Raw genomic sequence first — 25,526 nt, forward strand, 5'->3', positions numbered from 1 at the left:
GTCAGGAGGACATATGAAATTCTTACAGAACATCCCGCCTTATCTGTTTTTTACCGGTAAGGGAGGCGTAGGAAAAACTTCCATTTCCTGCGCGACGGCTATCCGCCTTGCCGAACAGGGTAAGCGGGTTTTGCTGGTCAGTACCGATCCTGCCTCGAATGTCGGCCAGGTATTCGACCAGGCTATCGGTAACACCATTCGCCCTGTGACGGCAGTTCCTGGGCTTTCTGCTCTGGAGATTGACCCGCAGGAAGCCGCCCAACAATACCGCTCCAGAATCGTTGATCCTATCAAAGGTCTTCTGCCTGATGACGTTGTTAACAGTATCAGCGAACAGCTTTCAGGAGCCTGTACGACTGAGATTGCGGCGTTCGATGAGTTTACTGGCTTACTGACCGACGCTTCTCTGCTGACCCGCTTTGATCACATCATTTTTGATACAGCGCCGACGGGCCACACGATTCGCCTTCTCCAGCTTCCCGGTGCCTGGAGTAGCTTCATTGAAAGTAATCCAGATGGTGCTTCCTGTCTTGGCCCAATGGCCGGGCTGGAAAAGCAGCGTGAGCAGTATGCTCATGCAGTAGAGGCGCTATCCGATCCTGAACGTACCCGCCTGGTTCTGGTTGCACGACTGCAAAAATCTACGCTGCAGGAAGTCGCCCGCACTCATGAAGAACTGGCTGCAATTGGCCTGAAAAACCAGTACCTGGTTATTAATGGTGTGCTGCCTAAAGCAGAAGCTGAACATGACGCCCTTGCCGCTGCGATATGGCAACGGGAACAGGAAGCACTGGCAAATCTTCCTGCCGGTTTATCTGAGCTATCGACAGATACCTTATTACTCCAGCCAGTCAACATGGTTGGCGTGTCTGCATTGAAGGGACTACTGGACACCAGTGCAAGAGCATTACCGCTGCCTGCAACGAACGTCCTGTACACGCCTGAAAACTTATCGCTCTCTGTCCTGGTTGATGATATCGCTCGCAGTGAACACGGTTTGATTATGCTGATGGGCAAAGGTGGCGTAGGTAAAACCACGATGGCTGCTGCCATCGCCGTCAGGCTGGCGGATATGGGATTTGATGTCCATCTCACCACCTCAGATCCCGCTGCACATCTCAGTGCAACGCTCAATGGAAGTCTCAAAAATCTGCAGGTCAGCCGAATCAACCCTCACGATGAAACTGAACGCTATCGGCAGCATGTTCTTGAGACGAAAGGCAGGAATCTGGATGAGGCAGGGAAACGGCTGCTCGAAGAGGATTTACGTTCTCCTTGCACGGAAGAGATTGCGGTGTTCCAGGCGTTCTCACGCGTAATCCGTGAAGCAGGCAAACGGTTTGTGGTCATGGATACGGCACCTACCGGGCATACGCTATTACTGCTTGATGCTACCGGGGCTTATCACCGTGAGATTGCCAAGAAGATGGGGGATAAAGGTCATTTTTCCACTCCGATGATGCAGCTTCAGGACCCGGAACGCACCAAAGTCCTGCTGGTCACTTTGCCTGAAACCACACCGGTACTGGAAGCGGCTAACCTGCAGACTGACCTTGAAAGAGCGGGGATTCATCCGTGGGGCTGGATTATCAATAACAGCCTTTCCATTGCGGATACGTGTTCTCCGTTGCTTTGCCAGCGTGCCCGGCAGGAAGTGCCTCAGATTGAGGCTGTTAAGAATCAGCACGCTGACCGTATAGCGCTTGTTCCGGTGCTGGCGTCAGAGCCCGCCGGTATTGAAAAGCTCAGAGAGTTGATGAGTTAATTTTTTGGCATATACAGGGCGACAAAGTCGCCCTGTCAGGAGGTTTTATGTTACTGGCAGGCGCTATTTTTGTCCTGACCATCGTGTTGGTTATCTGGCAACCGAAGGGATTAGGGATTGGCTGGAGTGCGATGCTGGGTGCGGGGCTGGCTCTGATATCTGGTGTTGTGCATGTAAGCGATATTCCGGTGGTGTGGAATATCGTCTGGAACGCGACAGCGACCTTTATTGCCGTGATTATCATCAGCCTGCTGCTTGATGAATCAGGTTTTTTCGAATGGGCAGCGCTGCACGTATCTCGTTGGGGGAATGGTCGTGGTCGTTTGCTCTTTACCTGGATCGTCCTGCTCGGCGCAGCGGTAGCGGCACTGTTTGCCAACGATGGTGCGGCACTTATTCTGACGCCGATAGTCATCGCCATGCTGCTGGCATTAGGGTTCAGTAAAGGTACTACGCTGGCATTTGTCATGGCCGCCGGGTTTATTGCCGATACAGCCAGTCTGCCGCTTATCGTGTCGAACCTGGTGAATATCGTCTCGGTGGACTTCTTTGGTCTGGGATTCACCAAATATGCGTCGGTAATGGTGCCGGTTGATATTGCAGCCATTTTTGCCACGCTGGTTATGCTGCATCTGTTCTTCCGCAAAGATATTCCGCCTACTTACGACCTGGCTCTCCTGAAAGCACCGGCAAAAGCGATTAAAGATCTGGCAACCTTCAGAACCGGCTGGATCGTGTTGATCCTTCTTCTGGTTGGCTTTTTCGTTCTTGAGCCGCTCGGTATTCCCGTTAGCGCGATTGCGGCTATTGGCGCTGTAATCCTGTTTGCGGTGGCGAAACGAGGCCATGCCATTAACACTGGCAAAGTGCTGCGTGGTGCGCCATGGCAGATCGTCATATTCTCGCTGGGGATGTATCTGGTGGTCTATGGTCTGCGTAATGCCGGACTAACAGAATACCTCTCCGGTGTGCTGAACGTGCTGGCAGATAAAGGACTTTGGGCCGCGACGTTTGGTACCGGCTTCCTGACGGCTTTCCTGTCTTCCATCATGAACAATATGCCTACCGTGCTGGTTGGCGCTCTCTCTATTGATGGCAGCACCGCAACAGGCGTTATCAAAGAGGCGATGATTTATGCCAACGTGATTGGCTGCGATCTGGGACCGAAAATTACACCGATTGGTAGCCTGGCAACGCTGCTCTGGCTGCATGTCCTTTCACAGAAGAACATGACCATCACCTGGGGATACTATTTCCGCACCGGGATCGTCATGACTCTGCCTGTGCTGTTTGTAACGCTGGCCGCGCTGGCGCTACGTCTCTCTTTCACTTTGTAATGAGATACTGATATGAGCAACATCACCATTTATCACAATCCAGCCTGCGGCACGTCGCGTAATACGTTGGAGATGATCCGAAACAGCGGTACTGAACCGACCGTTATTCTTTACCTCGAAAACCCACCTTCACGCGATGAGCTGGTCAAACTCATTGCGGATATGGGCATTTCCGTCCGTGCTTTGCTGCGTAAGAACGTCGAGCCGTATGAGGTACTGGGTCTTGTAGAAGATAAATTTACTGACGACCAGCTAATCGACTTTATGCTGCAACATACGATTCTGATTAACCGTCCGATTGTGGTGACGCCACTGGGAACTAAACTGTGTCGCCCTTCCGAAGAGGTACTGGATATTCTTCCGGAACGTCAGAAAGGAGCGTTTACCAAAGAGGATGGCGAGAAGGTCATTGGCGAAACGGGGAAGCGTGTTAAGTAATCTGCCCACTTCAAAATATCGGACGCCTGTTAACGCTATGCGGGCGTCCACCTTTCGCTCATAGCAGACCTCGCAACGCTTCAGGCGGTCCGCTTTGGGCCAGGAGCGGAAGTAGTAAAAGCTATATTGTAGTTATAGCTGGCTAGTCTGGTGAAAGATTGGCATTCTTGCCGGATTTGAGCAATATTCAGGTGCTGAAATATGCTGCCGGCGCTCAAAAAGCATTCTGATATCACCGGAGCTAATGGGTAAGGTCTTTCTCGCATCAGCTTTGGTATCACATATGATAGCCGAATAATATTCTTTTGGTACCAGAAATGAATATTAAAAATACTATCCGACAAGAAAAATACTACTCAACAACCTTTGTTTTTAATGGTATTATTAGTTGTGAAAAGTTAAATTTCTCTATGCTTTGATAATATGAAATGGCGACATATCTATAATACAGGTAAGTTATATAAACACAGAGGATTCTATGACTGAAAGAATAATTCTAAATCTTGATGCGCCTGAATATCATGATGCATTTAATCCAAGTGCAACAAAAAATAATGAGAGTGAATTATGGCAAATCCAGGCAAATAACAAGCTGATTGAAAACCTGATCAGAATGGGATGCGAATCACGGAAATACAAAGAGCATCTCAAACAAAATAATTACGCACGCCTCACCAGTTACCATCATGCTATCTTTATCAGTGGCGCACGTGGGGCTGGAAAAACTGTTTTTCTGCGTAACGCACAAGCAGTATGGAATGACTATCGGGGAAAATTCCCGAGCAATCCAAAATTGCATTTTATTGAAGTTATCGATCCGACACTTTTAAATGTCGATGATCGCTTTTCTGAAGTCATTATTGCCTCTGTCTATGCTGCAGTTGAATATAATTTAAAACACCCCAATGTCAGGCAAAATGTAAAAGATGCTTTTTTTCAATCACTTAAAACATTGTCAGGTGCACTGGGAAAACAACAGGAAATTGATGAACTACGCGGTATCGATCGTATTCAGAAGTACCGCTCTGGTATTCATTTAGAACGCTATTTTCACATGTTTTTAGTTGCCAGCGTTAATCTTTTAGATTGCGATGCCCTAGTTTTACCGATTGACGACGTTGATATGAAAATCGACAACGCCTTTGCTGTGCTTGATGATATTCGCTGCTTATTGTCTTGCCCACTGATCCTGCCTCTTGTTAGCGGAGATGAAGATCTTTATCGTCATGTCACCAAAGAGGCTTTTTCTCAAGGTTATGGCAAAGGTTACGGCGCTGGCATTATTTCCGAACAGTTATCAAAATCGTATTTAACGAAAATATTTCCCAGCCATTCCCGGTTACCACTGCAGCCTATTAATGAATTGCTTAATAAGCTCGTGATCCGCTATCAGGATGAAAATAATGAGGTTAGGCAAGAAAAAAAAATCTCATTTGCACAGTATGAAACGCAGCTAAAAGAGAAATTTTATGCATTGTGCAACGGCCAGGAACGCAGCACACAGTGGCCACAGCCGATCAGTGCGCGTGAAGCCACTCAACTGATTCGCACACTCCCGCCTAAATTATTATCAGAAGCGACATTCAATGGGGTTGATGTTTGGCGGAAATATTTAAGCTGGGCAGAGGAACATGAAGATGGTATGTCTGTCACCAACATCGAAAGTTATTTGGCAATTCTAGACGTCCAATCAGTCACACAATTCGATTTTACAAAACTTATTGCCTTCAATCCTAAACTGCAAGCTGTCAGCTATAGTTGGGCGGAAAAAGATTTCTTCAGTCAGCAATACGATATGCTCTTGAAAATGAAAGCTCATGAGACTAATCAAGACATTCTTCACTCACTGAATCTCGGTAATATATTACGCAGTATGCCTCCACTTGAGTTTATAATGGAGCCGATGTATATCCGTACACCGGTTGCAAATGATGCTCAAGATAGCGCTATACTGCTGGCGCTATACACACATCATGACTACTACAGCCGTCAACTTAACCGACGCTATCATATCTTTTTTAGCCGCGCCTTTGAATTTTTATCTTGGTCATTGATTGCAGTTACCGGCAACCTTCCTGAGACATTTTACGAAAAAGAGAAATTCAAAGACCTTTTTAGAAATCTGTTTTACCGAGCCCCCTTCTACTCTATTTTTTCGATGAACCATACTAAAGAGATCAATGAAGAAGAAGGTGACACGAACTATCAGGATAATCCTGTCGATTATACCGCTGAGATTGATAATCTCATCAACAAAACATACCTGTGGGTGAATGAACATCAAATTGTGGAGCTTAAGGGTAAAAATTTTATTCCATTGCTTAGCGTAGTCTTTAATAAGGTTTTTTCGCAGTTAACCGTTTTACGTATAAATTTGACGGACAGAAAAATGGCCAGAGATGAGTTTCTGTCTGATTTATCACGCCGTTTTGAATATATATTCATTAATGCCCTTCTCACATTTACTAAAGATGGATTGGTTGTAAATACCAACGTTGCTACCGGTGCTCGTTCGTCCCTCGTACGTAATTTTAGCCATTTTTCTAAATATGACCGGACGTTATCACGAAATATTGCTGGTGTTATGAGCGTTGAGATGACGGAGGGAGAACTGAATATTATCCAATTAGGCAATAGTCCGTTTTCGAAACTGGCTGTTGAGATGTGGCGCCATCCCATCTTTAATATAAAGGCAGAGAAAACGTATCCGATTGGAGATGCATCCAACAATTTAGTAACTGACGATAATATTTTTCTCCAGATGGATTTTGAGGAACTGAGAGATTTTTATTATAAAAACTCCGGCAAAAGCACGATAAAAATTATCGAGGTACGGGAGTGGGCCACTGCAAATCGGCAAATGGCCATTGCCATGCAACGCCAGATGCTTGCCAATCCCAACATCAGCCCTCTGGTTGGTGGCTCTTCACAAATTGCCTGGCTGTATCGTGGGCTAGAACAAGGCATCAACCAACAGGCGGATAACTAAACCATGTACAATCAAGATCCGCATTGGTTGATACCCACTGTCTACATGGCATCTGATCGATTGTTTTATCACCATATTATGCATCATATTGATGGCGGAAAGGGTGATGTTGAGGCGTCAACGGATTATGAAGACAGCATTGCTCAGGCCGCATTGGATTATCAATTCTATTTCGGCGGGCGTTTGCGCAAAGAAGATATTGTCAACAGCCTGCAATGCTGGCGCGAGGGAGTTAGTGAAGAAACCCATTGTTTTATTATCAGGAAATTAGTACAGCGTTTTTTGGTCTGGCGGGGCAATGGCTTCGAAGTAAAGCGTGAACAGTTAGAATCTTGGCAGATGCTCTGCTCCGTATTCGATCCCGCATGGATCATTGCAGCAGGCTACTCTGAATTATACCACAGTAATGTGCTGTCTGAACGCGACGTGACGGTCTTGCTAACCGGCAATCAATGTCCCTTTGCGTTTCCAGTTGAAAATAACCATGTCCATTATGCAGATAACCACGTGCACTTTAATGGGCATGGTTATACTTCGTTATCCATGTTGAGTTTTATCGAACGTTCTCACGTTGTACGCGATGGGTTTAAATGGCCTTATCGTCAGGAATATACCCATTTCGAAAGCCAGCGCCTACAGAAAGAAAACCTTCCACACTGGCTGTGTGCTTATACCTCATCGTTGTTAAACCTGATATTTAACCATCAAGCTTCTATTGACCACGATCAGTTATCCTTAGATTTAAGCAGCCATCTAACCGGTGCGCAGTTATTAACGTTGGGCGATATAAAAAGCTTGTACCAACCCGCTACGACTCAGCAACGAATATTGTACTTGTCGACGGATAATGACCTGACAGGCCATACTAAATGGCTGCTTTTTTGCTTCGGCTTAATGGTGGGAAAAGAACAACCTAGCTATCAGTTGGTTCTGAATAATTTGATACGCGGCTGCAATATTTTACGTAACTATATGGTCGTTTCATCGTTAGGATTAGGGCAATTTATGGATTTCTTCGGTGCTGCACGAATGGGCGCGCAGCGCGAGAAAAAATTTAACGACACGGTGAATTTTGATAACCAGTCGTCCGTTTATCGTGAGTATCGCGTTGGCTCTGACTTTTTAGTTGGTCGGAAGAAAACACCTAATATTTACCATCATCAACTTACGAATTTTTTTACACAGCATGATGCAATCAATAAAACCGAACACGCACACATTGTGGTGCACTTCAGCAGAGGTTTGGCTGGTGCCAAACCTACCGATAAACGCGTCGAATCGACGCGGGGGAAATTATTCCGACTAGTCAGAACATTTGAAAAATTCTCTACCTCGTTAAGCATGCAACAAACGGTGTATCAACCTGACATAACCGCACAGAGTACCAATATTGATGTGCGTAAACTGGTGAGAGGTTACGATGTTGCAGGTAATGAAAACGATTTGCCCATTGAAGTGTTCGCACCCGCGCTCAGGGTTTTGCGTGCGGCGAAATATTCAGCCGGTGAGCATTGGTCGATCAGGCTGCCAAGGCCCTTTATTACCGTCCATGCCGGAGAAGATTATAGTCATTTACTGTGTGGTTTGAGGGCGATCGATGAAGCAGTAGAGTTTTGCCAACTGGGCGAAGGCGACCGCATTGGTCACGGCTTAGCTTTAGGTGTCGATGCCATAAAATGGGCGAATGAACAAAAACGCGTCTACATCACAGCCGGACAGCATATTGACAACCTCGTCTGGGCCTATCATCAAGCGGTAAAACTGTCACAACATACGGCGGCACATATCCCCGTAATGCATGAATTGCGGGATAAGATTCATCAATGGTCGCAGCGTATATTTAAAGAAATCTATACGCCCAACCTGCTTTATCAGGCGTGGTTGCTGCGACGCAATTGGCCGGATTATGCTAATTTGGAGTTCGTTAGTGCGAATAAGCTTGAATGGATGCCTGACTGGGATGTGTTACAAGAAGGTAATATGGCGTCAGCGAAAAATGTCACCGCTTATCGTTTATGGCAACGCTATCTCAACAGTGGTTTGCATGAAACGGATCCTACTAGTAGGATTATTTCTATTAACTGTCGTCCTAACGATACCGAGAGCTATTTGTCTAACCTATCTGAAGATGAGGATTTTATTTCGCAGGGTGAGCTTACGCTATATGAAGCCATTCAGGATTACCTGACCGAAAAATACAGCCGTCTCGGGTTAGTGTTTGAAGCCTGTCCAACTTCAAATATTTATATTGGCCGGTTTGAGAAATATCACGAACATCCGCTCTTTCGCTGGAATCCACCTAATCCAGAGTGGCTGGCGACCGGAGGTAAATTTAACCTATACGGCTTACGCAGCGGGCCGCTAGCTGTGTGTTTAAATACGGATGACAGCGCATTGATGCCAACAACCATTGTGAACGAACACCGACTGATACGTGAATGTTGTATCCAACATTATGGCATCGGCTCGTGGATGGCAGATTTGTGGATTGATGCTATTCGACAAAAAGGGCTGGAGGTCTTTCGAGCTAACCATCTCATGCAAGATGATGACAATCGCACCACCTAATGTGACCTCTTTCTCGCAGTAGAGTTTTGCCAAGCGGTCCGTTTAGGACCGCCACAAAGCCACTTTTCTTCCGCAAAATAATGCTGAACTAGTGGAGATGGCGCGAAAGGAAATATCTTCGAAGTTTTTATTCACCGGATCAATTCTTCTCAGAAATGTAGTAATGACCATGTAAAGGAGTAAATTATTATATTGCTTTTTTTATCTTTCCACTGCGACTACGTTGTTGGAGCGCAGGTCATGCTTGATGGGTAGTGTACCGTAACTTTTTTGAACAATCAGGTGTATGTCTATTCAAAGTCATCTCTTAGTAAATATCTCGGTAAAATAGGCAATCCATTTATGAATATCTTCTTGCCACCTCATGGAGACAAACGTCCGCTCCTCGCTCACAGCGGACCTTTAGCTCAATTATCTTGTCCGCTCCGTACCTAGAGCGGACATCAAAGAAAAGCGACAGAGAGTTTATAAAACCGCGTAGCTCACTGTTTTAAAGGCCTTTTTTATTGAGCCATGTGGATAAAAGTTGGGCTAATTCATCCGGTTTTTCCAGAGGAATAAGATGCCCACAACCGTCAACATAATCTGCACAGGTGCCGGTTAGTCTGGCCAACTCTTCTGCCTCATCTTTTGAACGCAGCCGGTCATGTTTAGCAGCAATAACATATGCAGGACATGAAACTGGTTTTAACGTTATTCGCTCACGGTTTAGCCCTGACTGGACTCTGAATGCATTTGCTCCCAGCCTTTTTCCCATGTTCCGGATTTTCTCAATGATGGTCATATTATCGGCGAGATCAGCATGAATCGATTTCCTAATTGCTATTGTGCTCAGTCCACGGAATTCTCTGGAGGAATGAGTACTCGCAGCCACTACGCGTGTTTTTTTTTGTTCTGCCGAATCTTCTCTGAGAGAAGTGGCAATGAGGATCATAGCCGCTGTCCGTTCAGGAAAAGCTTCATAAATAGCTCTGGCTACGTAGCCACCTAGTGAAAAACCGGCCAGGACAAAACGCTCAGGTAGTTTCTGGGCTATGTTGGCGGCTATATCTTGGATTGTTGTTCCCTCATTCAAGCTCGCAGGAATAAAGAGCCTGCTGTCGGGAAATGCAGCGATAAAATCGTCCCACAACGTTTCATCAAGCATAAATCCTGGAATAAGTACAACAGGAAGGTTCTCTGCGTTCTTCGACAAGCTCATTTCCTGACTGTGGCTCCATTGCTATGGTTTCTGAATAGATAAACATAGCCTATTACGGATCATGAATAAATTATCATCTCGCCAAAGTCCGCTCCTCGCTCAAAGCGGACTTGTAAGCACAGGGGGGAGGATAGGGATTATGAATGGCATTCATTAATTTCTGGAATTGCCTACGAAGCAATTCCCCTCTTCCATAGATGCCTCAAGAGGTATTAACACTGACTACAGCCAAAAGAACGCTCTTGACGGCTGTAGGATTTGGTTCTCTCTTTAGCGAAGTAACTCAAGCGAAACGTCAGTTGATCATATACCTCGCTGTAACCGTGGGAGTTAATATCCAGGTAATAAAGTGGGTTATCGGGAAAGCGGGCTAGCGTCCAGTGCTCTGGGCGGTGACTAAGCTGCAAAGCACTCAACCAGGCCTCTCGTATCAGAGACGCCAGGCCCGTCCCGCCTTCTTTGTAACTTCCCAGTCCATTGAACGTATCGTTATTCACGAACAACACCATGTGGTAATGCGATTTCTGATTAATCTCACCCACCTCCCGAACCCAGGCATCGCGAAGGTGGCATGGATATGTTCGTGTGCCCTGTTTCAACTTACTTCTGTAGCGTGCAGCAATCTTCGCATCGAGGGATTCAATGAAGCGAGATATCAGGCCCTGTCGGTTAATGAGCATATTGTCAGGAAGACGCAGGTCTACCCGTACCGCCATTGTGCGTGCGTGTTCTGCAGTCGCGTTATCGATAACGCGTAGAATACGTTGCAGGTAAGTGGTGTTGAATGGTGCGTGTCGTCTATCGAGACAGATATTGTCAAACATATAATTTCCTTGGGTAATGAATTACGGGCAGGGCAAAGCCTTACCCGTAATAGGCAGTTAAAGGGATTAAGGATTTAAAGGGGGGTAAGACCAGCCATTAAGGCTATCGTGTATGAGTAGCCGTATACGGGTGTGGCATTGATATGATATTGTTTATATATCAGTTGGTTAATTAATATTACCAACCCGTCGTGGACTACTAATGACCAATCCACCAGCACCAAGGGCCGGATGATGGAAAGTGATTGATTTTTACTCCGAAGTTATATGCCCCCATATAATAACTTTCTGGTGTACCAATCAATCCCATGATTGCCTGGTACGTATCACTAAATTCGTATCTCCCGACTGTATATCCCTTTTCTGCATTGAGGGCAGCGTTTCTCACCGCCGTATGACAGGCCGCACATCGTGCACTGCCATTGGGTTGTTGTAATGACTGGAGGCAGTTGTGCCACGAGTTGCTGAAGTTTCTCTATGGTGGAAGACTTCCCACTTCCTGGTGCCAACCAGGGGCACTGCAAAAGGACTTCCGGTTGTCCCCGTGGAATATCATGTTCAAACCATGACGGTGAAGTTCTGGTGGGGAGGTGGAATATCAATGGGCACTGACAATGGTGGCAGCGCCACTCTTCACTTTCTGCCATATTCACCTGGCGGGCAGGCACAATTTCGCCGGTTCTACGCTGTGCGATATAACATTTTTGTACTCGCATTTTCCAGACCTCACATTGGCCTGGTGGCACGAATATAATTCTCAGTCAACGTTTTCAGTCCCCGATATGATTCTTGTTTTTCTGACATCCATTGCTTCAACGTGTCAGGAAGCGGTAAGTGCAGCGTATACCATTCATCTAGATCCCGGCCTGAGACCAGTTCACACCAGCACAGCAGCGTAAGCGCCTGTCGAGAACCCGGTTGTGTATGCAGCCGGAACAGCATTTGTAATTGTTCCGCCAGTCTGCTTTTCCCAAGACGGTAACATTCACTGAGCAACACGCCAGGCAACAGAGAATAATCAGTTTGTTTGTTCAGACGGGGAATAACGGCACACTCTTCCTCGTGGGATGTTTGAGTGACCTGTAACAGATACTGTGGGACGACAATTACGCCACCCGGCGACCGGCACGATGTAACCGCCAGCTTGTGCCAGTGCTCTATTTCCTGCTGACACAAACCATGACACAAATTGATGCGAGTAAAGTCATTTAGCCAGGCCTGGTAATGGTTAAGCAATGGGATGTTTTTCATAGGTGATTTTCCTTGATTCTTAAATTTCAGGCAGCCGTAAGCCTCCGCAGAGTGCGGATAGTGCAAGCACGGCCTGGATGAATGTTATTTGGTGAAGTGAGGCTTACTACTGTTTGCGGGATTCTTCAATACGGGCCTGAAGCCAGGCTTCCACTTCGCTTTGCAACCAGCGAGAGCTGCGTCCCAGCTTTATCTGTTTAGGGAAAAGCCCTTCCTTGATGAGTCGGTATATCCATTTATCACTAACCCCAAGTAGGCGGGTGATAAACACCATATCGACAAACTGATCTTCGAGCAGGGAAGGTTTGATGGTCATTGTTGGATTCTCCGGTAGCTAAATGGATATCGGAGTCGGGTTATGAATTTCTGTTGCCCGCTCCGGCATAGATACCGGTGGTGCTGTAAAAAATGTTGGCTTTAGCGGATACCCCGAGGCCTGCCCAGTCCACTCAATGGGAACACTTCGCTGGCACCGTAGTAGTACTGACCGTGTTTTAACTTCTCTTTAGCCAGATATCCATAAGCGACCAAAGCATTACCGTAAACAAAAAGAGAAGACGCTGTCCCTGAGAAGCCGTATGCGATAGCAGACCTGAAGTGCAGTAACTCTGGCAATATCACCAGGAACAGAGGTGCAGCTGGTAATTTATGATAAGAACCCCTACTCAAAACCGTGATTACAGGCCTATACAGCAAAATTATCAACAATAATAATTACCTTTACATTGCGTTTTTATTATCTTTTTATACTACTAATATTTAGTTATTATCACATTATTTTGTATTAAAAATAGGCAGCAGAGGATTGTATGAAACACCGGATTTTGACAAAAGAAGACGAAAATGAAAGGGTAAATAATTATTATTTACATTTTTTGAATGAACGGAAGTTAGATTTACCTCCTCCTTCTCCGGGGTGTGCCCCCGAAGATTACATCCGACATATACGTAAGCACTGGAGTGATTTACCCACGACTTTTACAGATACTGAAATGTTTCGCCTGCTGGAGGATATGCGGCGAAATTGCAGGCAATCTCTTCTTCCACTTGAGAGTTTTTCATGGCTGGAAAGCAGTGAACGGGCTTGTTTTTTCGGCTGGCATACACTTATGGATCATTTGTCCCGAGATCCCTCTGGTGTTTTAAAGGAACTATCTCGTCACAGTCACGTTAGTATTGTCATTGCCGATTATCTGTCAAAAAACAAGTATCCTTCGAATGCCAGAGGGCAACTTATCCAGATTATTCGAATTCTCGATTTGATGTCTGATCAACGAGCAAGAAACGAACTGCTGGAAAGAATTAAACAATCATGGATACAAGTCTTTAAGATAAAGACCCCGTTCAGGGAAGTCTCACCAGAAGATAATGATGAATGTCAGTAGACATGGGATCAGCTTAAAAAAGCAAACATTGCACTGGATAAATATTCAGTATTCTCCGGAACAAGAGAAATTTTTAACTGTATCCAACTTTCGTTTGATATCTGGTGCGCAAATCACTTTACTGACAGTAATTCCATAAAGCTTTTCAGGTTGGCCTTCAATAGTGCCAAAGCTCAGAGAAAATATAAAAACAGTAAATCAGATAAGATTTCTCTTCAGGTTTTCATCGACTTTAAAACCCGGGAGAAGCTGAAAATTATCTCCCGCAACAGACATCTCAGTACAGCAGATGCTCTTCAGGAAATGATTGAAGAGGAGTTCAAGCGCATTAGCGGTAACAATCTAAAATAAATCAGATATATATCATCCTCTTGAGCATACCTCAATTAATGGCAGAACCGTAAGGTTCTGCCATTTTTGTTTTCTTTTTCAGAGGAATAGAAATGAATAATCCTGAAGGTACGGAGCCGCTGCAGCACTCGCTGTCCGGTCTGCCGCACTGGGTATCTGAGCGCATTCTGCAGCAACTGAACCAGTTAACCAGTTACGAACCAGTGATTGGCATTATGGGCAAAACCGGGGCCGGTAAATCGTCGCTGTGTAATGCCCTGTTTGCCGGAGACGTGTCCCCGGTCAGTGATGTATCTGCCTGTACCCGTGCACCCCAGCGCTGTCGGCTGCGAGTTGGACGGCACAGCATGGTGCTGGTGGACCTGCCGGGTGTCGGTGAAAGCGAGGTCCGTGACCGGGAATATCAGGCACTGTACCGGCGCCAGTTGCCACAACTGGACCTGGTGCTGTGGGTGATTAAAGCCGATGACAGGGCGTTGTCGGTGGATGAGCGTTTTTATCGCGAAGTGATTGGTTCTCACCGTCACAAGGTGCTGTTTGTGGTCAACCAGGTCGACAAGCTGGAGCCCTGCCATGAATGGGATGCCACCTGCGGCTCTCCGTCATCCCGCCAGAAAATCAATCTCAGCCGCAAGCTCAGTGATATCCGACAGTTGTTTACACCATCAAATCCAATGTGCGCGGTGTCAGCACGAACGGGATGGGGGCTCGGGTCACTGGTGGAAACGATGATGCGCAGCCTGCCAGCCCGTGCCAGCAGTCCGCTCAGTGCACAACTGCACGAAACATTACGGAGCGAGCCCGTAAAATCGCAGGCCCGGGACCGTTTTGGTGAAGCTGCAGGTGAGGTTGTTGATGCCGTTGCTTCGCTGCCTTTTGTGCCGGAGCCGGTGAAATCGCTCATTCGCAGTGTGCGGGATATGGTGGTGAGCACGGTTCGCGCCGTTTGGGATTTCTTCTTCTGAGAGCTTAACCCTTTCTGTTCCAGTATTTCTAGAGCCCTGTCGCCACTGTGCGACAGGGCTTTCTTTTATCTGTTTTCTGAATCAACAAGGAGTCTGCTTATGACCCGTCTGGCTTCGCGCTTTGGCGCAGCAAACCTTATTCGTCGTGACCGTCCGTTAACCCGTGAGGAGCTGTTCCGCACAGTTCCCAGTGTGTTCAGCGAAGACAAACATGCGTCCCGCAGCGAGCGGTACACGTATATACCTACAATTTCCCTGCTGGACAGCCTGCAACGCGAGGGTTTTCAGCCGTTCTTTGCCTGTCAGACCCGGGTGCGTGACCCAGGTCGCCGCGAGCACACAAAGCACATGCTGCGCCTGCGTCGGGAGGGGCAAATTACCGGCAAGCAAGTCCCGGAAATCATTCTGCTCAACTCTCATGACGGCACCAGCTCGTATCAGATGCTGCCGGGATTATTCCGCGCGGTATGCCAGAACGGGCTTGTCTGCGGTGAGTCGTTTGGCGAGGTGCGTGTGCCGCACAAAGGAGATGTCGTGAGTCAGGTGATTGAGGGGGCGTATGAAGTACTTGGTATTTTTGACCGTGTAGAAGAGAAGCGGGATGCCATGCAGTCGCTGATGCTGCCGCCACCTGCACAATAGGCTCTGGCACAGGCTGCACTGACGTACCGTTTCGGTGAGGACCACCAGCCGGTGACAGCACCTCAGATACTCTCCCCACGCCGCTGGCAGGATGAGAGCAATGATCTGTGGACCACATATCAGCGTATTCAGGAGAACCTGATTAAGGGCGGGCTCAGTGGTCGGAGTGCGAAAGGCGGGCGAACGCATACCCGCGCCGTGCGTGGTATCGACGGAGATGTGAAGCTCAACCGGGCTCTCTGGGTGATGGCTGAAGCGATGCTGAGTGGGTTTCAGTCCTGAGCTTGTTATCAGCATGTTAGGAAAGGACACTCCCTGTCCGCTTTACCTCCATTGGGTTGGGTGTTTTATCACCGCATTTCACGGTGTGCCGCGTCGGGCCTGCTTCCGGTGGCAGATAAAAAATAGTTCATTCCATGTCCATACCCTGTCCGCCCCCCTCTTTAGAATCATTTCATATTCAGTCAGTTAACTATTACGGAGATTTAAGATGACACAGGCAGAGCGCCGTCATGACCGGCTGGCTGTCAGGCTGTCACTGATAATCAGCCGCCTGGTTGCCGGTGAAACGCTGAACATGGCGCGGCTGGCTGCAGAGTTTGGTGTGTCAGTCCGTACCCTGCGACGGGATTTTCGCGAACGGCTGATGTACCTCGACCTTGAGTATCGACGGGGGCAATGCCGCCTGCGCAGTACCGGTGGAGGCGTACAGGGCGAGTTGGATGCGCTGACCTTTGCTCACCGGGCAGGACTGGCCGATATTTTTCCGGGGCTGGACCGGCGTCTGGCGGGCATGCTGCTCACCGCAGGAGGGATGCCCTGCCTGGTGTGGCAACCCCCACAGTCAGTGTCACCGGCCAGCTCGCTGGTGTTTTACCGCCTCGTCAGTGCCATAACCGCCTGTCAGCGGGTGCTGCTGCTGGCTGAGGGTGAGCGCTGTGACGGGCTGGCCCCGTACCGCCTGATATCACTCGACGGCTGCTGGTATCTCACTGGTGAACTTAACGGGCATATCACCGTGCATCCTCTGGCGACTATCCATGCGGTGACGGTTCTGAACACCACTTTTACCCCGCGAAAACGTCTCAGCCATTTAACCACCCAGGCGGGCTTTATCCGGGCCCTTCCGCACTTCAGCTGTATCCGCGAAGTCCTGTCTCCCGGTCCCTCTGAGGAGAAGCCGGACAACACACTAATTTAATAACCTCTGTTAAGAAGGAAAAACAATGACCTGGCATTACGAGAAAAATGGCATACGTCATGACAATGTGACTGAAGACGACATCACCGGCCTGATTGTGCGCGGTGAACTGACGGCAACTACGCTGGTATGGCGGCAGGGCATGACGGAATGGCAACCGGTCTCCGCCACCCCGCTTGCAGCAGTACTGCAGCAAAGCACCATCCCGCCCGCACTGCCGGGGCACCGTATTCCGGGCGGTGTGGTGTGGACGCTGGCATTTGCTCCCTTCATTGGTTATGCGCTCGAGCTTTGGACGGCAGGGCTGAACGGGATGGCGTTTGAGGAAGCGTATGAGGCCGTCTCGGGTGGGCAGTACTGGTTTATCACGCTGTTGCTCAATATCGCTCTGGGATATCTCGATGAACGCCGTCTGCGTAAGGCCGGAGTGGATACCACCACGTTCGGCAAACTGGCCTGGCTGGTACCGTTCTATCTGTGGCGGCGGGCGAAAACCCTCGGTCAGAAACCGGCTTACTTCTGGGTATGGCTGGTGATGTTAATTCTGACGGTGATGGCCTGAGCCATCACCTGCGGATATCTACCCCTTTGAGGAATAACATAATGAAAACACTGCTTAAGATACTGAGCATTACCGGCAGCCTGCTGCTCTGTACAGGCGTTCAGGCGCAGCCTTACAACCGGACGCTGCCTGCGGTCGTCAATGACAACAGCGGGAATATTTTCTGGTGTGATGCCCATCGTCAGGTCATGGGGAAGTGTGAAGCCATGTTCGCTGACCGTAAGGGCGGTATGGTCACGGTGCGTTCCGCACCTTTTAAAGACTGCGAAGGCGGCCTGTGGGGCTGGATAACTATCATGCGCAACGATGTGTCGAAGGGATTCACCATTACTCCGGACAAGAAATTCGGTCTCACCGTAAAAGACCTGTGCCGTCCGGGCACGGTAGTGACTTTTAAGCCCAACCAGAAAAAGCCGGAATATGACGACCTGGTGGCACTTTACCAGGGCAAAGAGCTGTTTCGCTACCGGCGCTTCTGATAACACCCGATATCAACCTCCTTCATTTTGCCCGACAGCGGGCTGGATTAATTCAGGAAGAAAACCATGCTGAAAATAATGACCTCTGCTGTACCCGCCCTCATTCTGTCATTTGCCGCATTCAGTGCCGGTGCCGCACAGCTTCCGGCAAGTCTGATGGATAAAGACAATCCCGGCCAGGAGTACTGGTGCAAGGGAAACGACATCAACACCTCCATGTGCTCACTGACCGGTGTCAGCGACGACCATAAATTTGCCCTGATTCAGGACCTGCCGGGCCCGGCCTGTGAAGACTTAAGCTTCGGGGTTATCGACCTGGTGCACCAGACCGGTGTCAACATTCCTTACGACGGTGGTGACTGCAAGGGCGATGTGCAGGCCGGGTTTGTGCGCGGCACGAAAGATAATGCCCTGTATGTGAAGATTGTCCGGGGTAGCAAAACCTTACGGCTGTATAAGGTGCAAACCGGTTACTGACAATCCCCCTACACATGCAAACTCCCACAGCCCCTGACGCATCTGCGTCAGGGGCTTTTGTTTTTAAGGTACATCGAATGCCTGAATCTCACATGCTGCCACCGGGACCTTTTACCCGACAGCAGGCCGAAGCAGTTACCCGCCGGTATCGCAACATCGGCATTGAAGACGACCAGGGTAGTCACTTCCGCCTGGTGGTTCGCGACGCCGAAGGCCGGATGGTCTGGCGGGCATGGAACTTTGAACCGGATGCCGGTGAAGGGCTTAACCGTTATATCCGCAGGTCAGGTATCCGCACTGACATTTTCACCCGCTGACCCCGAATCATTTACCACCAATATTTAACCTTCCTGAACCCACTTTATTACCCCATGTGCCAGCCATCGTCGCTGGCATTTTTTATTAATGGAGATATACCCATGATTACAGCGACACAAAACAACCTCGCATCTGCTAACGAATCCGAATTTGAACTGACCGTAACGCAGCTACCTGACGAACAGCGTATCTGCTTCTGGCCGCAGCACTTTGGCACCATTCCACAATGGACAACGCTGGAACCGCATATTTTCGCCTGGATGGGCCGCTTCTGTGCGGATTACAGCGGTGGTATCTGGTCCTTTTACACCCTCAGCAATGGCGGCGCGTTTATGGCTCCTGATGCTGACAGTGACGATAAATGGCATCTGTTCAACAGCATGAACGGCAATGGTGCAGATATGAGTGCAGACGCTGCCGGTATCGCGGTCTGCCTGATTGAATACAGCCACCATGCCTGCCGTACAGAGTGTGACGCAATGACCGCGCACTATTACCGCCTGCGGGACTACGCCCTGCAGCATCCAGAAGCCCACGCCATTCTGCGCATCATTGACTGACCGGAGGAACAACGAATGAAACAGCTTTCCTTTTTACCCGGCGAGATGACGCCACAGGACCGGCATCTCATTCAGCGGGCGCTGAGGATTCTTGACCGGCATCTGCATGAGCCCCGGGTGGCCTTCACCTCCACTCACGCCGTCCGGGAGTGGCTGCGACTGCATATGGCCGCGCTTGAGCGGGAAGAGTTCCGGGTATTGTATCTGGACAACCAGAATCAACTGATTGCCCATGAGACGCTCTTTACCGGCACGATTAACCGCACCGAGGTGCATCCCCGGGAAGTAGTCAAACGTGCACTGCACTTCAATGCGGCGGCGGTGATACTGGCGCATAACCATCCTTCCGGCGAGACGACGCCCAGCCTGGCCGACAAAACCCTCACGCAGCGGCTGGTGCAGGTACTTCAGCTGGTGGATATCCGTGTCCCTGACCACCTGATTGTCGGCGGCAGGCAAATTTATTCGTTCGCTGAACACGGTCTGCTGTGAGGTAAGACATGAAAATTATCAGTAAACGCCGGGCAATGACGATATACCGCCAGCATCCGGCCTCACGCATTTTTCGATACTGCAGTGGAAAATATCAGTGGCACGGTAGCGTCTGCCATTACACCGGCAGGGACGTGCCGGATATCTCAGGTGTCCTGGCGGTATACGCCGAACGTCGCCAGGACCGCAACGGGCCGTATGCCTGCCTGATGAGTATTACCCTGAACTGACAATAACGGAGGTTATCAATGAGCAACATCACATGGGGCCTGCAGCGGGATATCACGCCACGCCTGGGAGCCCGTCTGGTACAGGAGGGGAACCGGCTGCATTATTTAGCTGACCGGGCCAGCATCACCGGCCAGTTCAGTGACGCACAATGCCGGAAGCTGGATGTGGCATTTCCGTACTTTATCCGCCAGATGGAATCCATGCTGACTACCGGTGAACTGAATCCTCGCCACACCCACTGCGTCACTCTGTACCGCAACGGTTTCACCTGCGAAGCCGATACCCTTGGCAGTTGCGGCTACGTATATATCGCCATTTATCCCACTCAGCGCTAATAACTTCCGCGAGAGCAAACATGAAATCTCAACCTGCAACAAGTCAGCGGGCGGCGAAGCCCTGCCTGTCACCCGTGGATGTCTGGCAAATGTTACTGACATGTCTGCTGGAACAGCACTATGGTCTCACCCTCAACGACACACCATTCAGTGAGGAACGTGTTATACAGGAACATATCGATGCCGGTATCACGCTGGCTGATGCCATTAACTTTCTAGTGGAAAAGTACGAACTGGTTCGTATCGATCGCAGAGGGTTTAGCTGGCAAGAACAAACGCCATATCTCACGATTATTGATATCATGAGGGCCCGCCGGGATCTGGGTTTATTAAATCGTAATTAGTCTGATACTAACGGTGTCGCTGCTTTCGAGTATGCCTGCCATTTGCTATCATCTCGCTTCCTGCTGATTTATCGACAAAGGTAATTACTTGAATTCAAAGCCTCTGTGCTTTGGGGGTATCTTTGGGGGTATAAGTTAAGATATAACTTGAAAACTCTATGTTTTTCAAGTTATTGGTTGGCTTGTTCTAATCCCTTCGCCCGCTCCAGAATTTCTCTTGTAGTCACACATGTTTGTAACTTGCTGTTTTTGAAACAGGTTACTGACCCCGTATATATAAGCAATCTCTCGTAGTACCACTCAAAAATACACTGTTAGTTTTCACGTGAAGTTAACGGTTAGATGAAAGTTAAACTTAACGTTGGCTGCAGTTCCAGAGTCATACCGCGATAGTACAACGTGAACAAAAGCCTAACTGGGTTTAGCTGATTACTGGTTACTGCTGGTTTATGGGATAAGTAAGTGGTCCTACTATCAGAGATCGGGGCGCATGGGGATGTACAGGGGCGTAGATATGTTGCAGGATGTCCCTTCGCTTTACCAGAAAATCGTAACAGGGAAGGGGCGTTAAACATGAAAAACAAAATGTTGCTGGGTGTTGTATTCCTCTTAACGGGATGCCCTGGGCCTGGTGATCGAATGGTAGATCGTGAATCTACAACGGCATTAATCAAAGATAATCAAGTTTGTGTGGTGTCACCACTGGAGCCGCAGGATCGGATCACTGCTATTCAAATCAATAGTGATAATAGCGACTCTCTTCACAAGATTTTGGATGACAAGCCTGTTTATATACCGAAGGGTGACTGTCTTCCTGTATTCGGATTTAAGTTTACATCTGGAAAGAGGTATAACTTCGCGTATGACGTCCAATCTGATAAATCAGGGGCACATTTAGTCACTGCTGAATTTTCTTATCCCAAAGAATAAGGGGGCAAACCGCCCCCCTCTGTTTCACTTCAACGCACGTATGTAATCAAGCAAGGCTTTCAGTTGGCTACCTTTCATCGCCGGAACACGAATACGTATATCAGCCTTTCCTGTACTGGCGTACCTGCTTTCCCCTTCAGTAATCGAAGGCTCATTGTTATAATCTGATGGTCTGGCATTCCTAACACTCCGTGGTGGTTTGTTGTTTGTCGGATCGCTGTGTGGGATGTTCTCAGCATCCTGCACAGCACTATTAACCGCATTACGTAAAATCCGGGGTAACAAGTGGTGCTGTATTGTCGTCCCTGCAAACTTCACTAACGGGGCGTTATGGCTTCTATTGTCTGAAATCTGATACATTGCATAAACATCATGTGGATTGCTGGAAAGTTCATCACTATGATTATGTGTGCCATTGCCAGTTAAGAAATGCGGAGAGGACAATATGGATGTTACTGATGAGGCTTTGTTGCGTTCTGGCTTTACACCATCGGATTTGAAGAAGATAAAGAACAACGTTGAAAGCTATGGTGGAACGTTGGGGAATGCAATCAGGGACCTGGCCAGGCGATTTATTCTTGCCGTGTGGGTTGTATCCGGTTGCCTTGCTGTATTCATTTTTCTTGTGATGTTCGCATCTGAGCAGAGTGTTTTCTCTGGTGCTATTGGCCTTTCTTGTGGCGCAGCGGTTGCAATTTTTATACAACCGCCTGTACTTGCTTATAAATCTTGGCGATTCTGTAGAGTGAACAAATCTTAATTAGTACTGTTATCAGTAGCCAGAAGATCAAAAATGACTTTCGCTTTGACACCATATCCAGCGATTTTCATCGTTAGCTTAGGCTTGCTCATTGTGTCAACTTTTCGGTAGTAATCACGCGGCAGCCAACGGAATAATCGCCAAGCTCCGGGTTTCCTTGCTAAGCCGAAGATACTATAGACACTCGCCCCTAGAGTCACCGTATTATAAAGAGCTAATCCACTTTTTGGGCTAAACCCCATAAATTGTGCGGTCTCCATTGCGCCATCAGCAAAAATTCCTTCCGATTTTGATTGTTCACCATAGCGAAGATGGCTTGCTTCTTTTGTTATACCGTTAATACCATCAACAAATAAAACTGCTCCTGCAAGAACTCCAATAGGGGTCATAGTGGACATCATAACCATCCCACCAAATAATGCTGCTCCAGATACCACTATATGGATTGCCGAAATCACGTATCCGACGATTTTATTGTTTTCCCTGACAAACTCGACCTTTGCATAAAGTTGGGCGGCTCTGGTTCTTAACAGGCGTTCTTGTTCTTGCAAATTATCTGTTTCAGCACGAAGATTTTTGATGCATACAATACATTCTTCATCGGTTTTAGCTCGTCGTGCTGTTTCAAATTCTTTATCTACAACCTGTTTTATCTCTTCGACAAACTTGATTCGTGTAAGACCATCTTGCAAATAGAATGCTGACAGCCGGTTTGCTGTTTCGACGAGTTTCCGGGCTTCAAGATTCACCATGGTATCTGACCATGTTCTGTTCCAGCCCCTGTTGAGCAGCGCAATATCCATTAAAGACTCCTTCCCAAAATGTGTCTGGTCATATTACGTGCAGTAAGGTCGAAGACAACAGGAAATGCTTTCCTAACGTCTGATTTTAGCGGAACGAACACATAATCAAACTCGGAGACTCCACATGGTAATTCTCTATTTTTCATTGTCCGACGTTTCAAACGTCCTGGAGTACGGGCAGGACTGCGAGCGCGTCCCAGCGTAATAAGCAATGTCCCATCAAGCGGAAGCTAGTACAGGCTGCGTTTAATACGCAGACCGAAGAGTTTTACTTTAACGCTGACGATTCTGTTATGTCGTTCCGTGAAGGGAAAGAGGCGAACGGAATTGGCCGTAAGACCCACACCTGCCGCGAGTTCCTGATTTGTGATGATTCCACCCTGAAAAGAATCTGCCGGGGCATGGGCCAACTGGAAGCGATGCGCCATGCTGGCTTTGCCAGACTGGGTGACAGCCCGGAATTTCGCCAGTTGTGGTGCGGGGAGCCTAAGTCTGTTGATGACAATTTCAACACGAAGAATCTGCTAAAGCTTGGTGCTGGCTCTATGACCGATCATCCGTGGCGATTCAGAGAGATACATCAGGTCATCCTTAACCCGACGCATATCCAGAAGGTGATTAATCCGCGAAGTGATTCATTACGCAGGCAAAGCGGGGTGAAAAGTTATCGCCAATAAGAACCGTTTCCTCATTTAGCCGCTTTAACATATACAGCTTGTCGGCACGTTCGTAAGCGTCGAAGAAGAGATAATCGACAGCGTCCGTTGCTTCATCATCGGGGGATTTTTCGCGTCCCTCGGGAGTGAGCATGAAAACGCCGGCAGTATGTCCAAGCGGACGAGCATACCGAAAGAACAATTTTCGGTTTACAGCAAACTCGCCGTCATCGCTTTTGAGCTTTCCTTGCACTGATAATGAAAGGTGCCCGGAGTTGTAGCTGGTAATCAGCATGATTCCGTGGAGTTCCTTTTTGGTATTCTGGATGTCGAGTATCGACGTGAATTCCGAGGAGCAGGAAAAACTGATTTCTTGTTTTTTAGCATTCCCAGTGATAATCAAATAAGCGATAGCGGCCAGCCCAATAATGACAATTACGACTGACCAGAGTAAAAAAGAGTGATCGCTTTCCTGCTTCATATCATTCCTCATGATGGCGATACTGGCTGATGCAATGGTAATAGCCGAGGTTGAGGCCGCATTCAGCGGCAAACGACCAATCAACCAGGTTATGGTTGCTCGCCCAGGTATTAAGATACAGGTCTTTAGGGTGCGAGCAGTTGGGGCTAATCCCCACGGACTTGAAAATATCCAGCGCCTTCTTTTCGGTTATCGTGTCTGTGAGGGCATTTCCTAATATATGTACACGGCATTGCTCGTAGTCGATGGTTCGCAAGATAGCCGCGTCCGTCATGGCTATATGATTGGGTATCCATGTTAACCACGCTGTTGCCAGCACGGCGATGCTGGTAATTAACGCTGTGATAGCGACAGGCCACCGGTTTGGTTTCTTTCTCCTCGGCGTCGATGCAACATAGGCAACTCTGGCGGCCGTTTGCGCTTCTTCCATTTGCTGAATATTGATATTGACGTCGCCCATCCGAAATCCAATACGAGGAATGGTAACGATGAGTTCTGCAGGATGACCTGTTGACGTAATGGCTTTGCGCAAAAATGAAATGTGCTGGTTAAGATTCGCATCCGTCGCTCTGGCGCCATTCTGCTGAAAAACATTCAGCAGAATTTCATCGCGCGAAGATATCTCTTTACCATTTTGCAACAAATAGAGCAGTAATTGTGTGGCCACATTATTCAATGTGGCTATTTCACCAGATGCCACGTCTTTTAGGGTATTTTTAAGTGGTCTGAAAACTAAACCATCACCAATAATTACGGATTTAATTTTGTTTATTGGTATATGAGAAATCACTGATGTCTCCTTTAAAGCAGGATATCTCGCATTCGAGTGGGGGAAGCAACAGCATAACATAATTCATTTATAAAAAGAGGTTGTGCCATAGATCGCTTTATTATCATTTACATAACATTATTTTAATATTCTTTATGTAATCATTCATTCTCCTTCCTTTCTTTCACTATCTTATTGTCAGCACTCACTTTTGGTATCCCTTTCAATTTTTAAAAATATTTTATAAATATATTTTGCCAGTTATCTGTTCTAAATTAAAAAATAGTTGATAGTTAAAAACTCTATAAAAACTATAAATAATAGATATTAAAACTGTTGAGTGCGTGTTTTTTGGCTGATTTTTAGGTAAAAGATCGATCTGCAGACGGGAAAGCAACACGATTTCCTGAGT

General features: G+C 47.8%; 28 protein-coding genes and 1 pseudogene. 21 read left to right on the plus strand and 8 right to left on the minus strand.

What is annotated here, in order from left to right; all coding sequences use genetic code 11:
- Positions 1 to 13 precede the first annotated feature (13 nt).
- The 5 genes from arsA (at position 14) to rdrB (ending at position 9,097) form a co-directional block, all read left to right on the plus strand.
- Positions 14 to 1,765 carry an arsenite efflux transporter ATPase subunit ArsA gene (gene arsA / locus ABLV66_RS04340; RefSeq protein ID WP_286563708.1) on the plus strand — a complete coding sequence of 584 codons (1,752 nt, stop codon included), beginning with the start codon at positions 14 to 16 and terminating at the stop codon, positions 1,763 to 1,765.
- A gap of 47 nt (positions 1,766 to 1,812) precedes the next feature.
- Complete coding sequence (arsB, locus tag ABLV66_RS04345) at positions 1,813 to 3,102, plus strand: arsenite efflux transporter membrane subunit ArsB (protein WP_348876470.1); 1,290 nt, start codon at positions 1,813 to 1,815, stop codon at positions 3,100 to 3,102.
- A gap of 12 nt (positions 3,103 to 3,114) precedes the next feature.
- Positions 3,115 to 3,540, plus strand: coding sequence for a glutaredoxin-dependent arsenate reductase (gene arsC, locus ABLV66_RS04350; RefSeq protein ID WP_048998205.1), 426 nt, complete (start codon positions 3,115 to 3,117; stop codon positions 3,538 to 3,540).
- Positions 3,541 to 4,018: 478 nt separating this feature from the next.
- On the plus strand, positions 4,019 to 6,529 hold the full coding sequence (rdrA, locus tag ABLV66_RS04355) for an antiviral RADAR system adenosine triphosphatase RdrA (protein WP_348798528.1): 2,511 nt from the start codon (positions 4,019 to 4,021) through the stop codon (positions 6,527 to 6,529).
- 3 nt (positions 6,530 to 6,532) lie between these two features.
- Positions 6,533 to 9,097: an antiviral RADAR system adenosine deaminase RdrB gene (gene rdrB, locus ABLV66_RS04360; RefSeq protein ID WP_348876471.1), complete on the plus strand. Its 2,565-nt coding sequence runs from the start codon at positions 6,533 to 6,535 to the stop codon at positions 9,095 to 9,097.
- Between the two features lie 490 nt (positions 9,098 to 9,587).
- Here rdrB and ABLV66_RS04365 read toward each other — a convergent pair whose 3' ends face one another.
- From ABLV66_RS04365 to ABLV66_RS04385, 5 genes are all read right to left on the minus strand, one after another.
- Positions 9,588 to 10,298 (minus strand): alpha/beta fold hydrolase, encoded by a 711-nt coding sequence (locus tag ABLV66_RS04365; RefSeq protein WP_512173848.1) that lies wholly within the window; start codon positions 10,296 to 10,298, stop codon positions 9,588 to 9,590.
- Positions 10,299 to 10,510: 212 nt separating this feature from the next.
- Complete coding sequence (locus ABLV66_RS04370) at positions 10,511 to 11,122, minus strand: inovirus Gp2 family protein (RefSeq protein ID WP_048998200.1); 612 nt, start codon at positions 11,120 to 11,122, stop codon at positions 10,511 to 10,513.
- A 329-nt stretch (positions 11,123 to 11,451) separates the two neighbouring features.
- Entirely contained in the window at positions 11,452 to 11,838 is a 387-nt protein-coding gene (locus ABLV66_RS04375) for a putative zinc ribbon protein (RefSeq protein ID WP_348798521.1), read from the minus strand.
- A gap of 10 nt (positions 11,839 to 11,848) precedes the next feature.
- Positions 11,849 to 12,373 (minus strand): hypothetical protein, encoded by a 525-nt coding sequence (locus ABLV66_RS04380; protein WP_049003181.1) that lies wholly within the window; start codon positions 12,371 to 12,373, stop codon positions 11,849 to 11,851.
- Between the two features lie 106 nt (positions 12,374 to 12,479).
- The gene (locus tag ABLV66_RS04385; protein WP_049003182.1) at positions 12,480 to 12,689 is read right to left on the minus strand and encodes a helix-turn-helix transcriptional regulator; all 210 of its coding nucleotides are present in this window, start codon (positions 12,687 to 12,689) and stop codon (positions 12,480 to 12,482) included.
- 493 nt (positions 12,690 to 13,182) lie between these two features.
- On the opposite strand from ABLV66_RS04385, the gene ABLV66_RS04390 reads away from it, so the two are divergent.
- From ABLV66_RS04390 to ABLV66_RS04460, 15 genes and pseudogenes are all read left to right on the plus strand, one after another.
- Positions 13,183 to 13,758, plus strand: a complete 576-nt coding sequence (locus ABLV66_RS04390) for a hypothetical protein (protein WP_348876475.1) — start codon at positions 13,183 to 13,185, stop codon at positions 13,756 to 13,758.
- A 443-nt stretch (positions 13,759 to 14,201) separates the two neighbouring features.
- On the plus strand, positions 14,202 to 15,074 hold the full coding sequence (locus ABLV66_RS04395) for a GTPase family protein (RefSeq protein ID WP_248538262.1): 873 nt from the start codon (positions 14,202 to 14,204) through the stop codon (positions 15,072 to 15,074).
- 99 nt (positions 15,075 to 15,173) lie between these two features.
- A pseudogene (locus ABLV66_RS04400) lies at positions 15,174 to 15,998 on the plus strand (DUF932 domain-containing protein).
- Between the two features lie 208 nt (positions 15,999 to 16,206).
- Entirely contained in the window at positions 16,207 to 16,917 is a 711-nt protein-coding gene (locus ABLV66_RS04405; protein WP_348798515.1) for a DeoR family transcriptional regulator, read from the plus strand.
- 25 nt (positions 16,918 to 16,942) lie between these two features.
- Positions 16,943 to 17,479 (plus strand): DUF4339 domain-containing protein, encoded by a 537-nt coding sequence (locus ABLV66_RS04410; RefSeq protein WP_049002976.1) that lies wholly within the window; start codon positions 16,943 to 16,945, stop codon positions 17,477 to 17,479.
- 41 nt (positions 17,480 to 17,520) lie between these two features.
- The gene (locus tag ABLV66_RS04415) at positions 17,521 to 17,958 is read left to right on the plus strand and encodes a hypothetical protein (RefSeq protein WP_049002977.1); all 438 of its coding nucleotides are present in this window, start codon (positions 17,521 to 17,523) and stop codon (positions 17,956 to 17,958) included.
- Between the two features lie 66 nt (positions 17,959 to 18,024).
- Complete coding sequence (locus ABLV66_RS04420; protein WP_348798512.1) at positions 18,025 to 18,435, plus strand: hypothetical protein; 411 nt, start codon at positions 18,025 to 18,027, stop codon at positions 18,433 to 18,435.
- Between the two features lie 77 nt (positions 18,436 to 18,512).
- Complete coding sequence (locus tag ABLV66_RS04425; RefSeq protein ID WP_048998188.1) at positions 18,513 to 18,752, plus strand: DUF905 domain-containing protein; 240 nt, start codon at positions 18,513 to 18,515, stop codon at positions 18,750 to 18,752.
- Between the two features lie 102 nt (positions 18,753 to 18,854).
- Positions 18,855 to 19,313: an antirestriction protein gene (locus ABLV66_RS04430; protein ID WP_348798509.1), complete on the plus strand. Its 459-nt coding sequence runs from the start codon at positions 18,855 to 18,857 to the stop codon at positions 19,311 to 19,313.
- Positions 19,314 to 19,328: 15 nt separating this feature from the next.
- The gene (locus ABLV66_RS04435; RefSeq protein WP_348798507.1) at positions 19,329 to 19,805 is read left to right on the plus strand and encodes a JAB domain-containing protein; all 477 of its coding nucleotides are present in this window, start codon (positions 19,329 to 19,331) and stop codon (positions 19,803 to 19,805) included.
- 8 nt (positions 19,806 to 19,813) lie between these two features.
- A complete protein-coding gene (locus ABLV66_RS04440) occupies positions 19,814 to 20,035 on the plus strand; it encodes a DUF987 domain-containing protein (protein ID WP_048997881.1) in 222 nt (73 codons plus the stop codon).
- 18 nt (positions 20,036 to 20,053) lie between these two features.
- Entirely contained in the window at positions 20,054 to 20,371 is a 318-nt protein-coding gene (locus ABLV66_RS04445) for a type IV toxin-antitoxin system YeeU family antitoxin (protein ID WP_348876478.1), read from the plus strand.
- A 20-nt stretch (positions 20,372 to 20,391) separates the two neighbouring features.
- Entirely contained in the window at positions 20,392 to 20,715 is a 324-nt protein-coding gene (locus ABLV66_RS04450) for a TA system toxin CbtA family protein (RefSeq protein ID WP_348798502.1), read from the plus strand.
- 573 nt (positions 20,716 to 21,288) lie between these two features.
- Complete coding sequence (locus ABLV66_RS04455; protein WP_289575883.1) at positions 21,289 to 21,645, plus strand: putative T6SS immunity periplasmic lipoprotein; 357 nt, start codon at positions 21,289 to 21,291, stop codon at positions 21,643 to 21,645.
- A 445-nt stretch (positions 21,646 to 22,090) separates the two neighbouring features.
- Positions 22,091 to 22,405, plus strand: coding sequence for a hypothetical protein (locus ABLV66_RS04460; protein ID WP_289575881.1), 315 nt, complete (start codon positions 22,091 to 22,093; stop codon positions 22,403 to 22,405).
- On the opposite strand, the gene ABLV66_RS04465 is transcribed toward ABLV66_RS04460, so the two are convergent.
- The gene (locus ABLV66_RS04465; RefSeq protein WP_047044010.1) at positions 22,402 to 23,208 is read right to left on the minus strand and encodes a DUF4225 domain-containing protein; all 807 of its coding nucleotides are present in this window, start codon (positions 23,206 to 23,208) and stop codon (positions 22,402 to 22,404) included. The genes ABLV66_RS04460 and ABLV66_RS04465 overlap by 4 nt on opposite strands.
- A gap of 293 nt (positions 23,209 to 23,501) precedes the next feature.
- On the opposite strand from ABLV66_RS04465, the gene ABLV66_RS04470 reads away from it, so the two are divergent.
- Positions 23,502 to 23,885: a hypothetical protein gene (locus tag ABLV66_RS04470; protein ID WP_141097045.1), complete on the plus strand. Its 384-nt coding sequence runs from the start codon at positions 23,502 to 23,504 to the stop codon at positions 23,883 to 23,885.
- Here the strand turns inward: ABLV66_RS04470 and ABLV66_RS04475 are convergent.
- Positions 23,827 to 24,345, minus strand: a complete 519-nt coding sequence (locus ABLV66_RS04475; protein WP_045391971.1) for a FidL-like protein — start codon at positions 24,343 to 24,345, stop codon at positions 23,827 to 23,829. The two genes, ABLV66_RS04470 and ABLV66_RS04475, sit on opposite strands and share 59 nt — an antisense overlap.
- Before the next feature lies 1 nt (position 24,346).
- Positions 24,347 to 25,135 (minus strand): winged helix-turn-helix domain-containing protein, encoded by a 789-nt coding sequence (locus ABLV66_RS04480; protein WP_045391968.1) that lies wholly within the window; start codon positions 25,133 to 25,135, stop codon positions 24,347 to 24,349.
- Positions 25,136 to 25,526 lie beyond the last annotated feature (391 nt).

It is taken from the genome of Klebsiella sp. CN_Kp073, assembly GCF_040065495.2.
Lineage (GTDB): Bacteria > Pseudomonadota > Gammaproteobacteria > Enterobacterales > Enterobacteriaceae > Klebsiella > Klebsiella aerogenes.